We start from the raw sequence: 20,096 nt of genomic DNA on the forward strand, positions 1-20,096 counted from the left end.
TCGGCCGCGATCCCCGTGATCGCGGCCGGTCCCGCTTGTTGTGGAATACTCTGCCGGTGTCGCCGCGGCCCCGCCGCTCGCGTTCGCCGCCCCGTACGACATCAGATGAGGCTAGATATGAGGATCCGTCTCCTTGCCGGCGTGCTGACGCTCGCGCTGGCCATGACCGCCTGCAGTGGCGGGAGTTCGGATGACGCCGCCGGAGCAGGCGCCGGAGGCGGCACGAAGACCGTACGACTCGCGATCAACCCCTGGATCGGCTACGAGGCCAGCGCCGCGGTCGTCGCCTATCTCCTCGAGCACGAGCTCGGCTACAAGGTCGAGACGATCGAGAGCGCCGAGGCGGACTCCTGGAAGGGCTTCGAGAAGGGCACGGTCGACGCCGTCCTGGAGAACTGGAGCCACCCGGAGCTCAAGAAGGAGTACATCGACGACAAGAAGGTCGCGATGACTGCGGGCGAGGACGGCAACAAGGGCGTCATCGGGTGGTATGTCCCCGAGTGGATGGTCCAGAAATATCCGGACATCACGGACTGGCACAACCTGCCCAAGTACAAGGACCTGTTCAAGACCGACAAGAGCGAGGGCCTGGGTCAGTTCCTCGCCGGCGACAAGTCCTTCGTCACCAACGACGAGGCGCTCATCCAGAACCTGAACCTGCCCTACAAGGTGGTCTACTCCGGCAGTGAGGACGCGCTCATCGCGGCGGCTCGCAAGGCCACCGAGAACGAGACCCCGCTGCTGATGTACTTCTACGAGCCGCAGTGGCTGTTCAACCAGCTCAAGCTCGTCAAGATCAACCTTCCGCCGTACGCCATCGGGTGTGACGGCGACGTCAAGACGATCAAGTGCGACTATCCGCCGTACCTGCTCGACAAGATCGTCAGCGTGAAGTTCTCCAAGACCGGTGGCAAGGCGTACGAGTTCATCAAGAACTGGACGTGGACCAACGACGACCAGAACGCCGTGGCCTACGACATGGCGGTGAACAAGATGAGCGCCGAGGCGGCCGCGAAGAAGTGGGTCGACGCCAACAAGATCGTTTGGCAGGACTGGATCCCGTCCTGATCCGCCGGATCTGATCCATCGGGCCGTTGATCAGGCCCGTTCATCGGGCGCGTTCGAGGGGCGCGGCACGCGGGGCGTGCCGCGCCCCTGTCGTATGCCCAGACTCACCTGCGCGCCTCCTTTGCCATCTTTTTACACTTTGCTATATCTGAGAGGGATATTTCATGACCTAGGGGTGGCAGTGGGCGGGCGTAGTACCCGATTGATCGCCGGAATCTCGGTGGCGGTGGCCGTACTGGCGGGTTGCGGGCCCCTGCCCGAGTTGGACGGCGACCCCACGGCCGGCAAGGACGGCGGAGCGAAGAGCGACTCGGAGACGGGGCGGGGCGTCAACCCGCTCGACAACCCCGACGGCACCGGCCCCGGCCTCAAGGTGATCTCGTCGGACAAGGACCGGGCGAAGGCCCGCGATCTGATCGACAAGGTGGCGACGAAGGGCCGGGGGGCGAAGACCGGCTACGACCGTGACGAGTTCGGCTACGCCTGGGCCGACAGCGTGGACGACGTGCCGTGGGGGCGCAACGGTTGCGACACCCGCAACGACCTGCTCAAGCGGGACGGCCGCGACATCAAGTATCGAAGCGGGTCGAACTGCGTCATCGCCTCCATGACCCTGTACGACCCGTACACGGGCAAGACGATCGACTGGACCAAGTCGAAGGCGTCGGAGGTTCAGATCGACCACGTCATGCCCCTGTCGTACGACTGGCAGATGGGCGCGTCGCGGTGGAGCGAGAGCAAGCGCAAGCAGATCGCCAACGACCCGCTCAACCTGATCCCCGTGGACGGCTCCACCAACGGCTCCAAGAGCGACTCGGGCCCGGCCACCTGGCTGCCGCCCCGCCGCGACATCCGTTGCTCCTACGCCGTGCGGTTCGCCCAGGTGGCCCTCAAATACGACCTGCCGGTGACCTCCGCCGACAAGGCGGCCATGCTGGAGCAGTGCGCCTGAACGGGCGATTCGTCAGCTGATGGTGCGGAGCCCGGGCCACATCGCGGTCCACGACGACTTCAGGCCGGTGCAGACCGAGATGGCCTTGCCCTGCTCCCCGTTCGGAACGCCCAGTCCGTTGTCGATCCGGGCCACGTCGTGGCAGCCGACGAAGAACCTGCTCCAGTCGGTGGGCCGCCAGTCGCCGACGTGGACGACGACGGTGCGCTGAGCCGGTGGCGGGCCCCATGACCAGTACGAGTTGTGACCGGAGTAGACGGGGGGCAGTCCCGATCCCAGCAGGTCGAGTGCGCTCGCCTCGCTGTAGTCGTTGGTCAGGATCACCGCCCGGGCGCGCTCGTCGGCGGGCAGGGCTGCCACCGCGCCCTTGACCGTGGAGACGAACGCCGGCCAGCCGATCTGGTTCGCGGTGTCCGGCACCGTGGCCGGAAGGGTGCTGGCGGCATAGGTGGCGACGGGCAGGACCGGCAGGGTCAGGTACGCGAGGAGCAGACCCGAGACCAAGGCGGCGACGGTGAAGATTGCCCCCTTGATGCTGGCGTGGCCGCGTACGAGCCAGCGGTCGACGACGATCGAACCGGCGGCCATGAACGCGGCCGCGGTGCCGATCGCGTAGTAGGCCTTGCCTCCGGTCGCGACGACGAGGACGAGCGCGACGGGGCCCGCGATGCCGATCGCCCGCCACGGAACGGCTTCCCTCGAACGCAGGAGCCAGACCGCTCCGGCGAGGCTCACGGCGAACAGGATCGGACCGGTGAAGAGCCAGAGCAGCGGCACGGTCTGGGCCCGGTTGTCCGCCGCGTACCCGGCGATGCGCGAGGCCATGGTGAGCTGGGGCCAGCCGTTCGTCGCCTGCCAGACGAGGTTCGGCGCCCAGAGCAGGAGAGCGATCCCGATGGCCGCCCACGGCCACGGTGAACGGACGACGTCCCAGCGCCGGGCGGCGAGAAGGCCCAGCGCCAGCCCCGCGGCCAGGAACAGCAGGGTGCCCTTGTTCTGCAGCCCTATCCCGGCGGTCAGGCCCACGGCCAGCCACAGGCGCCGGTCGGCACCGGCGAGAAGCCGGACCGCCAGCCACAGGATGAGCGCCCAGGCGAGCAGGTCGAGACCTGTGGTGGTGTCCATGTGGCCGGCGGCGAGATAGCCGGAGACGGCGGCCGTGATGGCCGCCAGGAACTGCGCCCGCCGAGACCCGCCGACGTCGCGTGAGATGAGCGCGACGAGGACGACGACGAGCGCCGCCTCCACGGCCGGCAGCACCCTGACCGCGGTCGGCGAGACGCCCAGCAGGCCCACCGAGGCGGCGGAGAGCAACGGGGTCAGCGGCGGCTGGTCGACGTAGCCGAAGGCGGGATGCCGGCCCGCCACGACGAAGTACATCTCGTCGCCCAGGAAGCCGTAGGCGCCCGAGAACGCCAGCAGCAGAGCGACTACCAGACCAGCCATCAGGACCACCGGCCAGGGGACGACGAAGGACCGGGTGCGCTGGGTGATGTCCGGCATTGTCACAGTGTGATCGCGCTATCGCCACGGCGCCAGGACCTAGGCCGCCCGGTTCACCGGTAGACGACCTTCTTGACCGACCGGCCGGGGAACACGACGACCAGGTGCTCCTCCACGGTCTCCTCGATGCCCCGGGCGTAGACCCGCATCCGGTAGCGTCCGGGGCCTCGCACGGCCAGGTTCGGCAGCCGCGCCGCGGCGCCCTCCTCGCCGCCGTCGGCGTAGGAGGGCACCTCCAGGCGGCCGCTGCGGCTGACCACGCCGACCTCGGCCACCTGCTCCCACCCCTTCAGCCGCAGCGGGGGAGCGGAGCCGAACGCCTTCACCGTCAGGCATATCGGCTCGTTCTCGCCGTACGTCATCACGACCGCCGAACTGCCCGCCGCGCCGAGGAACCCGTCGCCCATCGCCGCGTAGGGGTCCTCGCCCTCGCTGGTGTCGTCCGGGTCGTACACGCCGTAGCCCCCGCCCTCGAACAGGAAGTACGCGGCCGTGCCCTGCCGCCGGGCCCGCAGCCGCGGCCAGGGGTCCCGGCAGCGGGCGTTGGCCTCCGCGACGTAGTCCTCGTAGTCCTCCGTCTCCGCGGCCTGCCCGTTCGCCGTACGCGGCGGCTCGGGCTGCCAGCTGTACGCGGCGGGCGGGGGCGCCGCCTCCGACGCGACGAGTGCGAGGAACGGCAGCAGGACGACCGCCAGCCGGACCGGCCGGGGCAGGCGCCGGGGCGGCCCGAGCTCCTCCGGCCCGGCGCCCGGGCCGGCGAGTTCGTGGGCCGAGCGGGCGAGCCACACCACGAGGAAGACGACGAGCCCCTCGGCCGGCAGCTCCGGTGACCGGCCGAGCACCCATTCCAGGCCCGCTCCCGGGTAGGGGCTCACCAGGGTGAGACAGGCGGCGACCAGGCCGGCTCTGAGCGTCGCGCGGCTCCAGCGGCCGTCACGGCGCTGACCGGCGAGGACGAGCACCTGCCAGCCCAGCACGGGCACCCAGAGGACGTAGAAGAACGTGGGCGGCAGCAGCGGGTAGGTCATCTCGCCCCAGAACGCGGTCGCCGCGGTGGCCGCCGACGCCGCCAGGGCGGCGGCGAGGACGCACATTCGCATCCGGCGCCCGGACAGGACCAGGGCGAACGACACGGTCTGCGCACTCCAGAGGAGCAGGGCGAGGACGACGGCGAGGTCGCCGGGCAGCAGCGCGGCGGGCATCCGGCCGGCCACGTGGAAGGCGACGGCCAGGTAGAGCGCGCGCCGCGCCCAGAGGACCCGCGCGCCGACCTGCGCTCCGCCCGGCGGAGCCGCGCGTGGGGGGAAGGCCAGGACCTGCCGGAGCATCCAGGTCTTCAGCGCGAGGATCGCGAACAGGCCCACCGCGGCCAGCACGGCGGCCGTGGACGGTTCCGTGAAGGCGTTCTCGCCGGGTGCGTGCCACAGGACGACGGTCCAGAGGGGACCGAGGTCCCCTGTGACGGCCGCGAGCACGCCCGCGACGGCCGCGGCCGCCAGATAGACCCCGGCCACGATCGGCCCCACATGCTGCCGGAACATCCTGCGCCCCTTCTCTGACAGGATGGACGATCTTAGGGCAGATCGCTCCGGCAGCGCCCGGCGTCATCCCGCGTCATCCGGCGAGCAGGTCATGCGGGTGCGCGCACTTACGGGCGACCTTCCGGGCGGCCGATCAGAGGCAGCCGGCGTGGGGGTCGTCCACCTTCGGCGCGGTGTCGTCGACCATGACCTCCAACTGGGCGGTCGAGGCCACCAGGCTGCCGGTGGGCGCCTTCGCCTCCTTCTCGTCTACGACGATGCCGCGCTCCCCGAGCAGCTCGTAGGTGGAGGGGTCGAAGATGATCTCCGCGCGCACCCCGCCGGCGACCCGGCCGACGCCGATGCCGGTCCGTCCGGCGGCGTCCTCGGCGCTCTCGTTGACCGTGACCCCGGGGATCGTGGCGGCGGCCTTGAACAGCGCCGCGCGCTGGGGCGCGGGCACGTACGTCTCCCGCAGCAGGTCGCCGACGGCCGTCCACGCCCCCGTGTCGGGCGGGTTGTCGCCGCGCGGCCGGTCGTACAGGTAGGCGCGCATCTTCTCCGGGTCGGCGGGCAGCTTCTTCAGGCTCGTGTAGGCGGTGTCCCGCAGGCTGTCACAGGCGGGCAGCCGCATCCACTCGGTGCCCTTCTCCTTGTACGCCTCCGGCGGGATCGGCCAGCCGGGGTAGGCGCGAGGTTCCAGATACTCGACCTTCAGCGCGCCGTCCTTCGTGCCGTCGGCCGACAGCCAGATCGTCCGCTTCGTCCGATAGAGGTAGCGGGACTCCTTCTTGTCCTCGCCGACCACGGTGGCCTCGTACATCGTCTGGGAGCTCACCGTGACGAACTGGTCGTCGCGCGGGGACAGGTCGGTCACCGCGCCGGCCGCCTTGCCCAGTACCTCCTCGGCCGACATGTTCGACACCTTCGGCAGTGCCACGACCCCCGCGCTCACCGCCACCGGACGGGTCCGCGGGCCCGTCTGCGTCTGCGGTCCCGTCAGAACGGTGGTGACGGCCGCGACCCCCGCCGCGGCGAGAAGCGCCGTCCCACCCGCGAGCAGCAGGTACGGCCGCGGACGCGGGCGGGCGGGACGCTTCGCGGGGCCGGTCAGCCGCCGTCGTGCGGCCGCCTTGGCCGCCAGGGAGTAGGGGGCGACGTCGGGCCGTTCCCGCGTCACCAGGTCGATCTCGTCGGTCATCACACGTTCTCCTTGGGAAGGTCGAGATGGCGGCGCAGCTTCGCGCGCACGCGGTGCAGGCGCGAGCGGACGGTGCCGATGGGGATCTTCAGCGCCTCGGCCGCCTCCTCATAGGAGAGGTCGGCCCAGGCGACCAGCAGGAGCAGCTCGCGCTCGGCGGCCGACAGCCTGGCCAGCGCGGCGGCGAGGACGGGCCGCAGGGCTGCGGCGCTCGCCCGCTCCGCTCCGCGCTCCTCCTCGTGCAGGCCGCGCTCATCGACGTCGCGCGGCGTACGGGCGAGCGCCCGCAGCCGGCGCACCTCCGACCGGCGGTGCCCGGAGATGAGGTTGCCCGCGATGCCGTACAGCCAGGGCCGGGCGTCCGGCCGCGAAGTGTCGTAGCGGTGCCGCTTGCGGAACGCCACGAGGAACGTCTCCGCCGTCACGTCGTCGGCGTGCTCGGGCCCGAGGCGGCGGCCGGCGTAGGCGTGGATCTCGTCCGCGTGCCGGTCGAAGACGCCGGCGAAGCGCTCGGGCGCGGTCAGCGACGCCTCGATCAACACGGCGTCGCTCGGCTCGGCGTCGTCCGGTCCGGCGTGATAAGGCTCGGCGCCGTCCGGTGCGGCCCGGTACGGCCCGGTGTAATACGGCACGGTGTCATACGGCACGGTGTCATACGGCCCGGTTCGGGCCCCGGAGGCTTCGGTGCCGTCGCGGGAGCCGCCGGGTTCGTGAGCCGGGGCGACCGAGGGGAGGCATAGGTCGCCGAAAACCGTCCTCACCACCCGTTTTGTCCGTTCATAGAGGCTATCCTTCCGGGGGCGCCGTCGCGCCCCTCGCCTCTACTCCGCCGGACGGCCCGGGCCGGTTCCGTGGTTCGCCGGAGCGACGTCAGACGGAGGGCGTGCCGCCGGGCGGCATGGTCTGCCCGTCCGCCTGCCGCGCGACGAGCGCCCCCTCCGCGGGGGATGCCACGGGGGACGCCACGGGGGACGCCGCGGAGACCGGCTGGTCGAAGATGTCGATGTCGACCTCCTCGCCGCCGACCGTCAGCGTCTCCCAAGCTCCGCTCGCCAGCAGGGTGCGCAGCGTCTCGCTCCGCAGTTCGTGCAGGTGCCGGATGAGGGTCGCGTCGTCGGGCATGCCGGGAACACGTGGTGACAGGCGGTCGCGGATCTGCCGCAGGCGCTCCATCAAGGCGTCGACGTCCGCTTCCCTGTCCGGGGCGGCGTGGCCCTCCTCGATGCCCTGGACGATCGTGTCCTTGATCGCCCGCGTGACCCCCTGATCGTCGACGGTCACCATCGCGTTCCACGCGCGGCTCTTGTGCCGATACTGCAGCATCGACATCGCCGCCTCGTGCCGTACGAAGTCGGCGTCCCGCAACGGCCTGCCGCGCCAGTTGCGGTTGAGCGACCGGGCCAGCGAGATGGCCGACGCCAGCCCGCTGTTGAGGCCCCGCCCCGGCCAGAAGTGGATCGCGTTGGCCGCGTCGCCCAGGAGGAACCCGTACGTCCCCGGGGTGGTCGAGGTGGGGGAGTACAACCGGGCGGTGAATCGCGGCCGCTGCACCATGTCCAGCCGGAAGGCGGTGACCGCGCTCACGTCGCCGTCGGCGACGCCGAAGAGCGCGAGCCCTTCCTTCGCCCTCCTCCACAGTGCCGAACCCCTGATCAGGGCGGGCAGGAACAGCGTGTGGTGGGTTGAGCAGTGGAAGTCCCCGTCCTCGGTGCGCTCCATCAGGCAGGGACTGGAGGCGACGCACTCCTCGAACACGTGCCGGACGGGGTCGATGCCGACGACCTCCGCGGCCTCGTCGTCGGTGAGCCGCATGTTGAGGAAGCCCTCGCCGCGCAGGGAATTCAGGAGGAAGCGGTTCTGCGCCACGGTCAGCAGCACGATCGCCGGGTCAGGCAGGCTGGACTTCACCCGCAGCCCCAGCACCACGTCCTGCACGTGCCGGCCGTCGAGCGAGAAGATCGAGTCGTCGGCCCGGCCGAACCTGTCGGTGAAGTGCTCGCGGGTCCGCGAGCGCCCTCCCTCGCAGATGGCTAGCACGTGCTCCTTGGCCACGGCGTCCTGGCGCTCCGCGGCGTCGAATCTCTCGGGCACCAGGCGGATGCGGGCGGACCTCTCGTTCGCCATCTCCAGCAGGGTGTCCTCGATGTAGGCGATTCGGATGTTCCGCGGGCCGTAGCCGCGGATCGAGTCCGGACCGGCCGGCCACATCTCGCTGTAGGACCCCTCGGTGAACAGCCGCGACTGGACGTCCTCCGGGAGGTTCAGATACTGGCGGCTCTGCACCGTCACGACCTGCTGCCGCCGGTTGTTGCCCTGCGCCGCGTTCTTCCACACGATCCGCGACCCGTCCTCGGTCCAGCGGCCGTCGTAGATCGTGATGGTGACCCGTTGCCCCATGAGGTGGTCGAGGAGCAGGGCGAAGGCCAGCCCGACGGGCCCGCCGCCGGAGACGGTGACGTGCAGGACCTGCTCCGGTTCGATGTCCGGAACCGACGGGCGGAAGTGCTGCATCAGGGAGGTGTTCACGATCGTCTCGGAGTCGTCGAACGCCTCGAAGCGGAACGTCTCCCCTCCGATGGTGATCGTGTCGCCGGGCCGGAGCACATGCGTGGTGACACGCGTGCCGTTGACCAGCGTCCCGTTGCTGCTGCCCCGGTCGAGGAGCACGTAGCCCTCGGCCTCGCGGCGCACCTCCGCGTGGAAGCGCGAGGCCCTCTCACTCGTGATCACCACACTGTTGTCGCCTCTGCGACCGAAGGTGATCGGCTTGTCGTCGATCGGGAAACGCTGACCGGCAAGGGGACCTTCATGCCCGACGATCGCAGGTGGCATCGGTCCGCCCCCTTTCCCTCGAAAGCCGATGTGATCATCAATCGTGACACGCTTCCCGTCTGAGACAAAGCGTCCCAGTCAGGGCAGGCAATCACCCCTGCACGCACCCCTGCGCGGGCGAGGCGGGCGCGGTCGCGGGCAGCGATCGCGAGGGCGGCTTGCCGGGCGGCGGGGACCTCCGCGCCGTAGCCGCCGTCCGCCGGAGACACCCCGGGCGTTACCTGGTCGCCGGGCCGCGCACCTGGAGAGAGGCCAGCAGCGCCGTGCTGGCCTGCGCGATCTCCTCGACCGCGCGGTCGAACGCCTCCGCGTTGTGCGCGGCGGGCGCGCGGAAGCCGGAGATCTTGCGGACATACTGCAGGGCCGCCGCCCGGATGTCCTCCTCGGTCACCTCGTCGGTGAACGGCGGGCGCAGGGTCTTGATGCTTCGGCACATGACCCCATACTGGCCGATCCGCGGTGCGGTCAGGAGTGGAAGACGGCGGCGCCGAAGTCCTCGGCCACCTTGCGCAGCATCGCGGCGAGCTCCTCGCGGTCGACCGCGTCGATGCGCTCGGCCGGTCCGGACACCGACATCGCCGCGAAGGTCCGCCCGCCGTCGTGGACCGGCACGGCCATGCAGTGCACTCCGCTCTCCTCCTCGCCCAGGTCGAGCGCGTACCCCCGGGCGCGCACCCGGCCGAGCTCCTCCAGCAGCTCGCCGACCGCAGTGATCGTCCGGTCCGTACGGCGGGGCAGCCCGGTGCGCCGGAACACCGCCTCCGCGTCGTCCCGCCCGGCCAGCAGGGCCTTGCCGACGGCCGTGCTGTGCGGCAGCACCCGGCGGCCCACCTCGGCAAACATCCGCAGCCTGCGCGGTGAGGGCACCTGCGCCACATAGACGACGTAGTCGCCCTCCAGCACGGCGAGGTTGGCGGTCTCGCCGGACAGCTCCACGAGCCTCGCGAGGTAGGGCTCGGCCCAGACCGCGAGCATCCGCTCGGCCGCGCCGCCGATCCGCACGAGCGCGCCGCCGAGGGCGTAACGCCGGTCGGACTCCTGCCGTACGTACCCCCGGGCCAGCAGCGTCTGCAACAGCCGGTGGATCGTCCCGTACGGCAGGCCGGTCATGGCGGCGATCTCCGACAGACCGGCCTGGCCGCCCTGCTCGGACAGTGCCTCGAGCACGTCCAGCGCCCGGTCGACGCTCTGCACGCTCACCGCAGCCTCCTCTTTGGCGGTGTCATCCGCAATGCGGGGACCGTCCCAGCATGCCGGGTTCTCGGTCGTGTCTGACAAATCAAGCCCTGCTGCGCGTGGCCCAGGCGGCGCCTCAGACACTCCCCAGCCCTCGCAGCGAGGCGTCGAGCACCTCGGCCGTGTGCGCGACCCGGATCTCCCCCTTGCCCGCCCTGCGGACGGAGGCCGCGATCTGCATCGTGCACCCCGGGTTGGCCGACACCAGCAGGTCGGCGCCGGCGGCGAGCACGCGCTCGGCCTTGCGGTCGCCCAGCTGCCGGGCCGCCTCGGGCTGGAAGAGGTTGTAGGTGCCCGCGGACCCGCAGCAGACGGCGGACTCCCCGATCTCCCGCAGCTCCAGCCCCGGGATCGCGCGCAGCAGCTCGCGCGGCTGGGCGCGCACTCCCTGGGCGTGGGCCAGGTGGCAGGCGTCGTGGTAGGCGATCGTGACCGGCAGCGGGTGGCGCCCGGCGACAGGTCCCAGCTCGATCAGGAATTCCGCGAGGTCGCGGGTCCGCAGCGCCCGCGCGCGGGCCGCCCAGCCAGGCTCGTCGGCCAGCACCTCCGCGTAGTCCTTCATGCTCGATCCGCAGCCCGCCGCGTTCACCACCACGGCGTCCACCCCGGCTCGCTCGAAGACGGCGATCGTGCGGCGGGCGAACCTGCGCGCCTCGGCCTCGCGGCCCGAGTGCAGCGACAGCGCCCCGCAGCAGCCCTGCCGGGGCGGGATCACCACGTCGCAGCCCTCCAGCGCGAGCACCCGGGCCGTCGCCGCGTTGACCTGCGGGAAGAACTCACCCTGCACGCAGCCGGTGAGCAGCCCGACGCGCGCCCTGCGGCGTCGCCGCGCCCGCACCAGCGGCGGCAGCCGTACGGGCCGGGGGGCGTCGGGCGCCAGTTCGGCCATCGCGCCGAGGGAGGGGTGCACCTGCTCCAGGAACGGCTGCAGGCGCCTGCTCAGCCGCATGGGCAGTCGCATCGCCCGCAGCCTGCGCCGGTAGGGGAACAGCGCGAACACCAGCGCCCGGATCGCGCGCTCGTCGGGGCGGCGCACGTGCTCGCGCTCGACGACCGCGCGGGTCTGCTCGATCAGGCGGTCGTACCGCACGCCCGACGGGCACGCGGTGACGCACGCCATGCAGCCCAGGCAGGCGTCGAAGTGGCCGGCCATCGCGTCGGTGAGCGGCGTGCCCTCGACGTGCTGGCCCATGAGGTGGATGCGCCCGCGTGGGGAGTCCATCTCCTCGCCCCACAGCACGTACGTCGGGCAGGTGGGCAGGCAGAACCCGCAGTGAACGCAGTCCTTGATCAGCTCGGGGTCCATCAGATGCCTCCCAGGAAGCGGCCGGGGGACAGCCGGCGATCGGGGTCGAACCGCTCCTTGACCCGGCGCATCAGCGGCAGCGCGCCGACGTGTCCCCACCGGTCGAGGCGGCGCGCGGCCTCCTGGGGCGCGGCGAGCACGACCACCCGGCCGTCACCGTCCGTCTCCATGTGGGCCCGCAGCCCGCCCGTGAAGGCGGCGACCCGGCGGGGCTCGGTGTCCGGCGGCAGGGCGACGTGGAAGACGTGCGAGGCCAGGGAGCCGCGCACCGCCGCGTGCACGCCCGCCTCACGGGCCGCCGTCAAGGGGCCGACGAAGCTGCCGGCCAGGCGGGAGGGGACGTTCCTGACCTCCAGCAGGATCTCCCCGCCGTCGCCGTCGCCCGCACCCGTGCCCGCGCCCAGGGGGCCGGGCGGCCCGTCCGGTGCCGGGGGCTCGGGCAGGCGTCCCCACCACGGCGGCGGCTCCTCGGTCACCTGCGCGTCGCTCAGCGCGCCGCCGATGAGGGCGCACAGGGCCTTGGCGCGCTCGGCCGCGGCGGCGCCCTCGACCAGGACCGCGACCGTGCAGGGCCCCTCCGCGTCGGGCCAGTCCATCTCCACGGCGCTCGGCTCCAACGGCGACTCGGTCACCGCGGGGACCATCGTCGCCAGAGACCCGGCGAGGTCGGTGGTGAGAGTCTCGAAGGTCAGGCCGTCCTCGTTCGTCCAGGTCCCGTACGTCTCGGTCACCGGACGCTCGACGGTCGCCGTCACCCAGGCGCGGGCGGCGGGCAGGGGATGGAGGCGGAACGTCGCGTCCGCGATGATCCCGAGCGTGCCGTACGAGCCGGTGAACAGCTTGCCGAGGTCATATCCGGCGACGTTCTTGACGACCTTCCCGCCCGACTTGGCGATCGTGCCGTCGGCGAGCACGACCGTGACGCCGATGAGCAGGTCGCGGGCCGTGCCGTGTCGGAACCTGCGCGGCCCGGCGATGCCGGTGGCCAGCAGCCCGCCGACCGTCGTGCCCGGCACCGGCACGTCGAGCGCGAGCTCCTGACCTCCCTCGGCCAGAGCGCGCGCCAGCGCCTCCACGGTCACCCCGGCCTGCGCCCGGACGACCAGGTCGCCCGCCGCGTGCTCCGGCGGACGGTTCATGCAGCACAGGTCGACGAGCACGTCGCAGCGGTCGGGCGGTGCGCCCCAGTGCAGCTTGGTCCCGCCGCCCGTCGCGACGGCGGCCAGGTCGTGCGCCGCGCACACCCGCATCACGGCCGCGATCTCCTCGGCCGACTCGGGCAGCGCCACCCAGCGCGGCCGCACGCCCGCGACCTCGTCCCCGTCGCCGGCCGCGCGCACGGCCACACCGGCCGCCTCCAGCGCGTCCCCGACGTCCCGCGCGGCCATCAGAACTGCTCCGCGAGACCGGCCTCGACCAGGGGATGGGCGCCCCTGCGCACTCCCGGAACCTCGCCGCACAGGCGGGGGGTGGGGAAGACCTTGCCCGGGTTGGCCAGCCCCCGGGGATCGAACGCGCACCGCACGAGTTGCATGGTGTCGAGGTCGTCCTCGGTGAACATCCGGGGCATGTAGCGGGCCTTGTCCACGCCGACGCCGTGCTCCCCGGTGATCGACCCGCCGTGCTCGACGCACAGGTCGAGGATGCGCCCGCTGACGGCCTCGGCGCGCTCGGCCTCCCCGGGCACCGAGTCGTCGAACAGCACGAGGGGGTGGAGGTTGCCGTCGCCCGCGTGGAAGACGTTGGCCACCCGGATGCCGTACTCCTCCTGCAACAGGTCGATCCCCGCGAGCACACGCGGCAGCGCGGTCCGCGGCACCACGCCGTCCTGCACGATGTACGCCGGGCTGATCCGGCCCACCGCCGCGAACGCCGACTTGCGGCCCTTCCAGATGGCCGCCCGCTCCTCCGCGGAGGCGGCCACCCGGATCTCGAAGGCGCCGTTGTCGCGGCAGATGCGCTCCACGGCCGCGAACTGGTGCTCCACCTCGGCATGCGGGCCGTCCAGCTCCACCACCAGCACGGCTCCCGCACCGGCGGGGTAGCGGCAGTGCACGGCGGCCTCGGCCGCCTCGATCGCCAGCGCGTCCATCATCTCGATGGCGGCGGGCACGACGCCCGCCGCGATGATCGCCGACACGGCGCGGCCGCCGGCCTCGATGCCGGTGAAGGCGGCGAGCAGGGTCGTGACCACCTCCGGCGCCCGCGACAGCCGTACGGTGATCTTGGTGGCGATGCCGAGCGTGCCCTCGGAGCCGATGAACGCGCCGAGCAGGTCGTAGCCGGGGTCCTGAGCGGACAGCTCCACGATCTCCCCGTCCGGCGTGACGATCTCCGCGGAGAGCACGTGGTTGACCGTGAAGCCGTACTTGAGGCAGTGCGCGCCGCCCGAGTTCTCCGCCACGTTGCCGCCGATCGAGCAGACCTGCTGGCTGGAGGGGTCGGGGGCGTAGTAGTACCCCCGGTCGCGGACCGCCTCGGTGATCGCCAGGTTCGTCACCCCGGGCTCGACCACGGCCCGGCGGTTCGGGATGTCGATCTCCAGGATCCGCCGCATGCGGGAGGTGACGATCAGCACGCCGTCCGTGCGGGGCAGGGCGCCGCCCGACAGGCCGGTGCCCGACCCGCGGGCGACGAAGGGCACGCCGTGCTCGCCGCACAGCCGCACCACCGCGGCCACCTGCTCGGCCGTCTCGGGCAGCACGACCACACCGGGGGTCGCCCGGTGGTGGGTCAGCCCGTCGCACTCGTAGGTGCGCAGCCGTACGGGATCGGTGAGGACGGCGTCCGGCGGGAGCGCGGCCGTCAGCCGTTCCGTCAGCCGTTCGAGCTCGGACATCGGCTCCCGTTTCCCCTCACATCGTCACGGCATCCGCTCGTAGGCAGGAAGCGTGAGGAACTCCGCGAAGTCGTCGTCAAGGGCGACCTCCTTGAACAGCGCCGTTGCCTGCGCGTAGAGCTTCTCGTCGTAGCCCGGCCCGGCGGCGATCCCGGCGAGCTCCTCCTCGATGATCCGCTCGACGAGCTCCCGTGTCACCACCGCGCCGGTGTCGGCCAGCGCGATGTCGTTGTGGATCCACTGCCAGACCTGCGATCGGGAGATCTCCGCCGTCGCTGCGTCCTCCATCAGGTTGTGGATCGCCGCGGCGCCGTTGCCGCCCATCCAGGCCGCCAGGTAGCGCAGGCCGACGTCCACGTTGCCGCGCAGCCCGGCCTCGGTGATCTCGCCGGGGGTCTTGGACACCGCCAGCAGGTCCTCGGCCGCGACGTGGACGTCCTCGCGCCGCCGGTCGAGCTGGTTGGGCCGGTCGCCGAGCACGCCGTCGAACACCTCGCGGCAGATCGGCACGAGGTCCGGGTGGGCCACCCACGAGCCGTCGAAGCCGTCGCCCGACTCGCGGGTCTTGTCGGCCCGCACCTTCTCCAGCGCGACCTTGTTGACCTCGGGATCGCGGCGGGAGGGGATGAAGGCCGCCATGCCGCCGATCGCGTGCGCGCCGCGCTTGTGGCAGGTGCGCACGAGCAGTTCGGTGTAGGCCCGCATGAACGGCGCGGTCATCGTCACCGCGTTGCGCTCGGGCAGCAGGAACTCCCGCCCTCGGGTGCGGAACTTCTTGATGACGCTGAACAGGTAGTCCCAGCGGCCGGCGTTGAGCCCCGCGGAGTGCTCGCGCAGCTCGTAGAGGATCTCCTCCATCTCGAACGCGGCAGGGTAGGTCTCGATCAGCACGGTCGCCCGGATCGTCCCCCGGGGAATGCCGAGCAACTCCTGGGCCCGGACGAACACGTCGTTCCAGAGCCGCGCCTCCAGGTGCGACTCCATCTTCGGCAGGTAGAAGTACGGCCCGCGGCCCTTGGCGATCTGCCGCTGGGCGCAGTGGAAGAAGTAGAGGCCGAAGTCGAGCAGCGACCCGGACATCCGCGCGCCGTCCACCAGGACGTGCTTTTCCGGCAGGTGCCAGCCGCGCGGGCGGACCACGATCGTGGCCAGCTCCCCGTCCGGGCGCAGCGCGTACGCCTTGCCGCCCGACTCGAAGTCGATCGTGCGGTCGAGGGCGTCGCGCAGGTTGAGCTGCCCGTTGATCGTGTTCTCCCAGGTCGGGGAGTTGGCGTCCTCGAAGTCGGCCAGCCAGACCTTGGCGCCGGAGTTGAGCGCGTTGATCGTCATCTTGCGGTCGACCGGCCCGGTGATCTCGACCCGGCGGTCCTCCAGCCCCGGAGCGGGCGGGGCGACCCGCCACTCGGACTCGCGGACATGGGCCGTCCCGGGAAGGAAATCGAGCGTGCCGCCCGCGGACAGCTCCTCCTGCCGCGCCTGACGCGCGGCGAGCAGCTCCCTGCGCCTGGGGTCGAACTCGCGCTGCAAGGTGGCCACGAAGCCGAGGGCCTCGGGAGTGAGGATCTCGTCGAACCGGTCCAGCAGGGGGCCTGTGATCTCGACGCCTTCCGTCATTTTCCACCTTCCGGAAAAATAGTTCTGAATGATGGAATCGACGCTACTTCAGGAGGCGGCTGAGGGTCAACGCAAGGGGTTCCTCAGGGGATGGTCCGGGGATTCCCCGATGGGAGACGCCGCACGCATGGCCGAAGATCGAGGACATGAGACACAAGACGATGGCCATTGCGGGGGCCGTCCTGGGAATGAGCCTCGTCGCGACGGCATGCGACGTGCCATTTGGCTTCGGCGAGCAGCAGGCCGTGGAGTCCTACGACGTGACGGACAAGGTGGCCGTCCTCGACGCCCGCACCGGCTCGGGCGACGTCGTGGTGCGCGAGGGCGACAGGTCCGGCGTCCACGTCACCGAGACCCTGCACTGGCGCGGGGACAAGCCCACGGACGGCCATTCCGTCGGCGGGGACACGCTCACGCTGAAGTACAAGTGCGACAACTGCTCGGTGGACTACGAGGTGGAGGTGCCGCGCGGTCTCACCATGAAGATCGACAGTGGGTCGGGAGACATCACGCTGCGCGACCTGACCGGCCAGGTGAACGCCTCCACCGGCTCGGGCGACGTCGAGGCGCGGGGCCTCGCCGCCGCGCAGGTCAACACCCGGACGGGCTCGGGAGACATCACACTCAGGTTCTCGGCCGTCCCCGCGGACGTGCAGGCCGTGACCGGATCGGGCGACGGCCGGCTCTGGGTGCCGAACGGCGCCTACAAGGTCAACGTGTCGTCGGGGAGCGGCGACCGCACGGTCGAGGTGCCGGACGACGCCTCGGCGCCGAACGCGATCACGGTCAGGACCGGATCGGGCGACGCCGAGGTGCACAAGCTGTGATCGCCGTCAGGCGAGCACCGGCCGGCCGGCGCGGAAGACGCCGTCGGGGTCGCGGCGGCGCTTGATCTCACGCAGCCGGGCCAGCGTCTCCGCGTCGAACGCGGAGGCGGCCTTCTCGTCGCCGTTCAGGTAGGTGAACGGCTTGCGGCCGGTCGTGTGCGGCGCCAGCGCCCCGGCGATCTGCGCCAGCCGCGCGGTGACCGCCTGCCCGCCCTCCGGCGACATCACCGGCCCCACCATGCTCAGCAGGTACGGCTCGGCGACGTGCCCGCACGCCCCGCCGCCGTCGGCGGGCCGGCTCAGCGCGCCGCCCAGGTGCCGCACCTGCACCGTGCCCAGGGGAGCGACGTCGCCCGCGGCCGCGAGCAGGTCGTCCGCCACGGCGTCGCCGAGTCCGGTCAGCAGTTCGGCGCGGCCCGCGCCGGGCACCGGCTGCGTCGGCTCGGCGCAGATGCCGCCCAGGGCGTCCAGCGGCATCGCCGCGCGGCTGTCGCGCAGCAGGCCGGGAATGTCCTCGAACCGCCGCAGCAGGTCACACCCCTCCTCCTCGCCGCCCAGGAACGTCGAGTCCACCGCGACCGCGGCGAGCCCGCGCAGCGGCTCGGGCACCTGGGGCGCCGGCGGGAACTTCACCATCGCGAACCAGGCGGTCAACTCCACGGGCGCCGCCGCGGTCACCTCCCGGTAGGCCGCGAGCACCTCGGGCGCCCGGTCGGCGGGCCACAGCATGCGCCCGCCGTACAGCAGCGGCGCCGGGTGCAGGTCGATCTCCATCGCGGTCACCAGCGCGAAGTCGCCTCCGCCGCCGCGCAGCGCCCAGAACAGATCGGGGTCGGAGCCGGCCGTCACGCGGGCCTGCGAGCCGTCGGCGCCGACCACCTCGAAGGCGCGTACGCCGCCGGCCGCCCAGCCGTGCCTGCGGGCGAACCACCCGAGCCCGCCACCGAGGGTGTAGCCGGTGACGCTGACGACGGGAGAGCTGCCGGGCAGGCCGGTCAGCCCGTGCTTGCCCGTCGCGGTCAGCAACTCGCCCCACCGCACGCCGGCCTCGACGCGGGCCGTGCGCCGCTCCGGCAGGACCTCCATGCCGCGCAACCGTCCGGTGCGCAGCAGGATCGTCCCGTCGAGGTGGGTCGTGGCGCCGTGCCCGCTCGGCTGCACCGCGACGGCGAGGCCGGCCAGTCTCGCGCAGCGGACCGCGGCGGCGGCGTCGGCCGCGTCCTCGACCTCCACAACCGCGGCCACCCGCTGGTCGACCGCTCGGTTCCACGGCAGTCGCGCGGCCTCGAATCCGTCGTCGCCGGGGACGAGGACCTGCCCGCGTACCGCACGGCGAAGGTCGGTTCCCAGGGTTGTCACGCTCTCCTCCTGCTGCGTCCGGCGGCGCCGGTCGGCCCCGCTCGTGATCAACCCTGCTACATCCCGTTTGCCGGTGATTGGCAATCAGCTCGGAATCGTCTGGTCTTTCGGCAGGAATCCGGTTTCCCTCGGCGTGATCGCCGTCCGCACCCGCCGCGGCGGGCGCCATGAGAACCGGGCCTATGGATCTGTGTCCGTGAGAACTGTGTTCATGAGATCTGGGCACATAAGGGAGTGCGCACGTCCCGGGGGCGTGTCACCATCGACGGAAGGCACCCGGGGCCGGGAAGGCATTGCGGTGTCCGACTGTTCTGTCTAGTAGAGATGACATATATGCGAAACGAGCCCGAAGACCTCGCCGTGGGCGATTACGAACTGGAAGAGCGCCAGGCGCTCCGCCGCGTAGCGGGTCTGTCGACAGAGCTCGAAGACATCACCGAAGTCGAGTACCGGCAGCTCCGGCTGGAGCGCGTCGTCCTTGTCGGCGTCTGGGCGGGCGGCACGGCCCTGGACGCGGAGAACTCGCTGCAGGAGCTGAAGCTGCTGGCCGAAACCGCCGGATCGCAGGTGCTGGACGGTCTTATCCAGCGGCGCGACCGGCCCGACACCGCCACCTACATCGGATCGGGCAAGGCGATCGAGCTGCGGGACATCGTGGCCGCCGTCGGCGCCGACACCGTGATCTGCGACGGCGAGCTGACGCCCGGTCAGCTCCGCCAGCTCGAAGAGGTCGTGAAGGTCAAGGTCATCGACCGGACCGCGCTGATCCTCGACATCTTCGCGCAGCACGCCAAGAGCCGCGAGGGCAAGGCGCAGGTCGAGCTGGCGCAGCTGCAGTATCTGCTGCCGCGTCTGCGAGGCTGGGGTGGCAATCTGTCCCGCCAGGTCGGCGGTCGTGCCGCCGGCGGCGTCGGCATCGGCGGCCGCGGCCCCGGTGAGACCAAGATCGAGCTGGACCGGCGCCGGATCCGCGAGCGGATGGCCAAGCTGCGGCGGCAGATCAAGGAGATGTCGACCGCACGGCAGACCATGCGGCACCGGCGGCAGGCCCGCGAGGTGCCGGCCGTGGCGATCGCCGGCTACACCAACGCCGGCAAGTCGTCGCTGCTCAACCGGCTGACCGGCGCGGGCGTGCTGGTCGAGGACGCGCTGTTCGCGACCCTCGACCCCACGGTGCGCAAGGCCCGCACGTCCGAGGGCCGCCTGTTCACGCTGGCCGACACGGTCGGTTTCGTACGGCACCTGCCCCACCAGCTCGTCGAGGCGTTCCGCTCGACGCTGGAGGAGGTGGCGGACGCCGATCTGATCCTCCACGTCGTGGACGGGTCGCATCCCGATCCCGAGTCGCAGATCGCGGCCGTCCGCGAGGTGCTGGCCGAGATCGAGGGCGCGCGGGACATCCCGGAGATCGTGGTCGTCAACAAGGCCGACGCCGCCGATCCCGTCGTGCTGACCCGGCTGACGATGAAGGAGCGGCACAGCATCGTCGTCTCCGCCCGCACCGGGGCCGGGATCGGCGAGCTGATGTCCGTGATCGAGCGGGAGCTGCCCCGCCTCGACCACGAGATCAGGCTGCTGGTGCCGTACGACAGGGGTGACCTGATCGCACGGGCGCACAACGAGGGCGAGGTCCTGTCGCTGGAGCACACCGGCGACGGCACGATCCTGCACGCCCGGGTCTTCGCCGACCTGTACGCGGAGCTGGACCGGGTGGCCAAACCCGTCGAGACCGTCTGACGCCTCTAACACAGGCGGGCCACCCGGCGTGTCGGTGGCCCGCCAGCTGTTGCCCTTGCTATGATAAGGAAAGCCTAATGGGACCTTATGGCGTGGGTAACA

General features: G+C 71.7%; 16 protein-coding genes. 4 read left to right on the forward strand and 12 right to left on the reverse strand.

The genetic code is table 11. The annotated features are described in order from the left end of the window. Positions 1-117: 117 nt before the first annotated feature. Together FLX07_RS04420 and FLX07_RS04425 are read left to right on the forward strand one after the other, a co-directional pair. A complete protein-coding gene (locus FLX07_RS04420) occupies positions 118-1,068 on the forward strand; it encodes an ABC transporter substrate-binding protein (protein WP_142568164.1) in 951 nt (316 codons plus the stop codon). Positions 1,069-1,270: 202 nt separating this feature from the next. Further along, positions 1,271-2,020 (forward strand): HNH endonuclease family protein, encoded by a 750-nt coding sequence (locus tag FLX07_RS04425; RefSeq protein WP_223852732.1) that lies wholly within the window; start codon positions 1,271-1,273, stop codon positions 2,018-2,020. Between the two features lie 12 nt (positions 2,021-2,032). Here FLX07_RS04425 and FLX07_RS04430 read toward each other — a convergent pair whose 3' ends face one another. The 11 genes from FLX07_RS04430 to aceB form a co-directional block, all read right to left on the reverse strand. Next, entirely contained in the window at positions 2,033-3,523 is a 1,491-nt protein-coding gene (locus FLX07_RS04430) for an ArnT family glycosyltransferase (protein ID WP_142568166.1), read from the reverse strand. A 53-nt stretch (positions 3,524-3,576) separates the two neighbouring features. Next, positions 3,577-5,064 (reverse strand): hypothetical protein, encoded by a 1,488-nt coding sequence (locus FLX07_RS04435; RefSeq protein ID WP_142568167.1) that lies wholly within the window; start codon positions 5,062-5,064, stop codon positions 3,577-3,579. A 133-nt stretch (positions 5,065-5,197) separates the two neighbouring features. Further along, positions 5,198-6,244: a CU044_5270 family protein gene (locus FLX07_RS04440; protein WP_142568168.1), complete on the reverse strand. Its 1,047-nt coding sequence runs from the start codon at positions 6,242-6,244 to the stop codon at positions 5,198-5,200. Next, positions 6,244-6,891 carry an RNA polymerase sigma factor gene (locus FLX07_RS04445; protein WP_308424437.1) on the reverse strand — a complete coding sequence of 216 codons (648 nt, stop codon included), beginning with the start codon at positions 6,889-6,891 and terminating at the stop codon, positions 6,244-6,246. The genes FLX07_RS04440 and FLX07_RS04445 overlap by 1 nt, the downstream gene beginning before the upstream one ends. A gap of 223 nt (positions 6,892-7,114) precedes the next feature. Next, a complete protein-coding gene (locus tag FLX07_RS04450) occupies positions 7,115-9,076 on the reverse strand; it encodes an FHA domain-containing protein (protein ID WP_142568169.1) in 1,962 nt (653 codons plus the stop codon). A gap of 217 nt (positions 9,077-9,293) precedes the next feature. Continuing rightward, positions 9,294-9,512, reverse strand: a complete 219-nt coding sequence (locus FLX07_RS04455; RefSeq protein ID WP_142568170.1) for a DUF2277 domain-containing protein — start codon at positions 9,510-9,512, stop codon at positions 9,294-9,296. Positions 9,513-9,541: 29 nt separating this feature from the next. Next, entirely contained in the window at positions 9,542-10,276 is a 735-nt protein-coding gene (locus FLX07_RS04460) for an IclR family transcriptional regulator (protein ID WP_229689958.1), read from the reverse strand. A gap of 112 nt (positions 10,277-10,388) precedes the next feature. Continuing rightward, entirely contained in the window at positions 10,389-11,618 is a 1,230-nt protein-coding gene (locus FLX07_RS04465) for a (Fe-S)-binding protein (RefSeq protein ID WP_142568171.1), read from the reverse strand. Continuing rightward, positions 11,618-13,006 carry an FAD-binding oxidoreductase gene (locus FLX07_RS04470; RefSeq protein WP_142568172.1) on the reverse strand — a complete coding sequence of 463 codons (1,389 nt, stop codon included), beginning with the start codon at positions 13,004-13,006 and terminating at the stop codon, positions 11,618-11,620. Before FLX07_RS04470 ends, FLX07_RS04465 begins: the two co-directional genes overlap by 1 nt. Next, complete coding sequence (locus FLX07_RS04475) at positions 13,006-14,457, reverse strand: FAD-linked oxidase C-terminal domain-containing protein (RefSeq protein WP_142568173.1); 1,452 nt, start codon at positions 14,455-14,457, stop codon at positions 13,006-13,008. The genes FLX07_RS04470 and FLX07_RS04475 overlap by 1 nt, the downstream gene beginning before the upstream one ends. Positions 14,458-14,481: 24 nt before the next feature. Continuing rightward, positions 14,482-16,071: a malate synthase A gene (gene aceB / locus FLX07_RS04480; protein WP_142568174.1), complete on the reverse strand. Its 1,590-nt coding sequence runs from the start codon at positions 16,069-16,071 to the stop codon at positions 14,482-14,484. A 146-nt stretch (positions 16,072-16,217) separates the two neighbouring features. Here aceB and FLX07_RS04485 point away from each other — a divergent pair, with 146 nt between their 5' ends. Then, positions 16,218-16,898, forward strand: coding sequence for a DUF4097 family beta strand repeat-containing protein (locus FLX07_RS04485; RefSeq protein WP_142568175.1), 681 nt, complete (start codon positions 16,218-16,220; stop codon positions 16,896-16,898). A gap of 6 nt (positions 16,899-16,904) precedes the next feature. On the opposite strand, the gene FLX07_RS04490 is transcribed toward FLX07_RS04485, so the two are convergent. Continuing rightward, on the reverse strand, positions 16,905-18,257 hold the full coding sequence (locus FLX07_RS04490; RefSeq protein WP_142568176.1) for an FAD-binding oxidoreductase: 1,353 nt from the start codon (positions 18,255-18,257) through the stop codon (positions 16,905-16,907). Between the two features lie 333 nt (positions 18,258-18,590). Here FLX07_RS04490 and hflX point away from each other — a divergent pair, with 333 nt between their 5' ends. Next, a complete protein-coding gene (hflX, locus tag FLX07_RS04495) occupies positions 18,591-19,994 on the forward strand; it encodes a GTPase HflX (RefSeq protein ID WP_223852731.1) in 1,404 nt (467 codons plus the stop codon). The last annotated feature ends 102 nt before the right edge of the window (positions 19,995-20,096 follow it).

The sequence above is a fragment of the Microbispora bryophytorum genome, from assembly GCF_006874465.1.
GTDB lineage: Bacteria > Actinomycetota > Actinomycetes > Streptosporangiales > Streptosporangiaceae > Microbispora > Microbispora bryophytorum.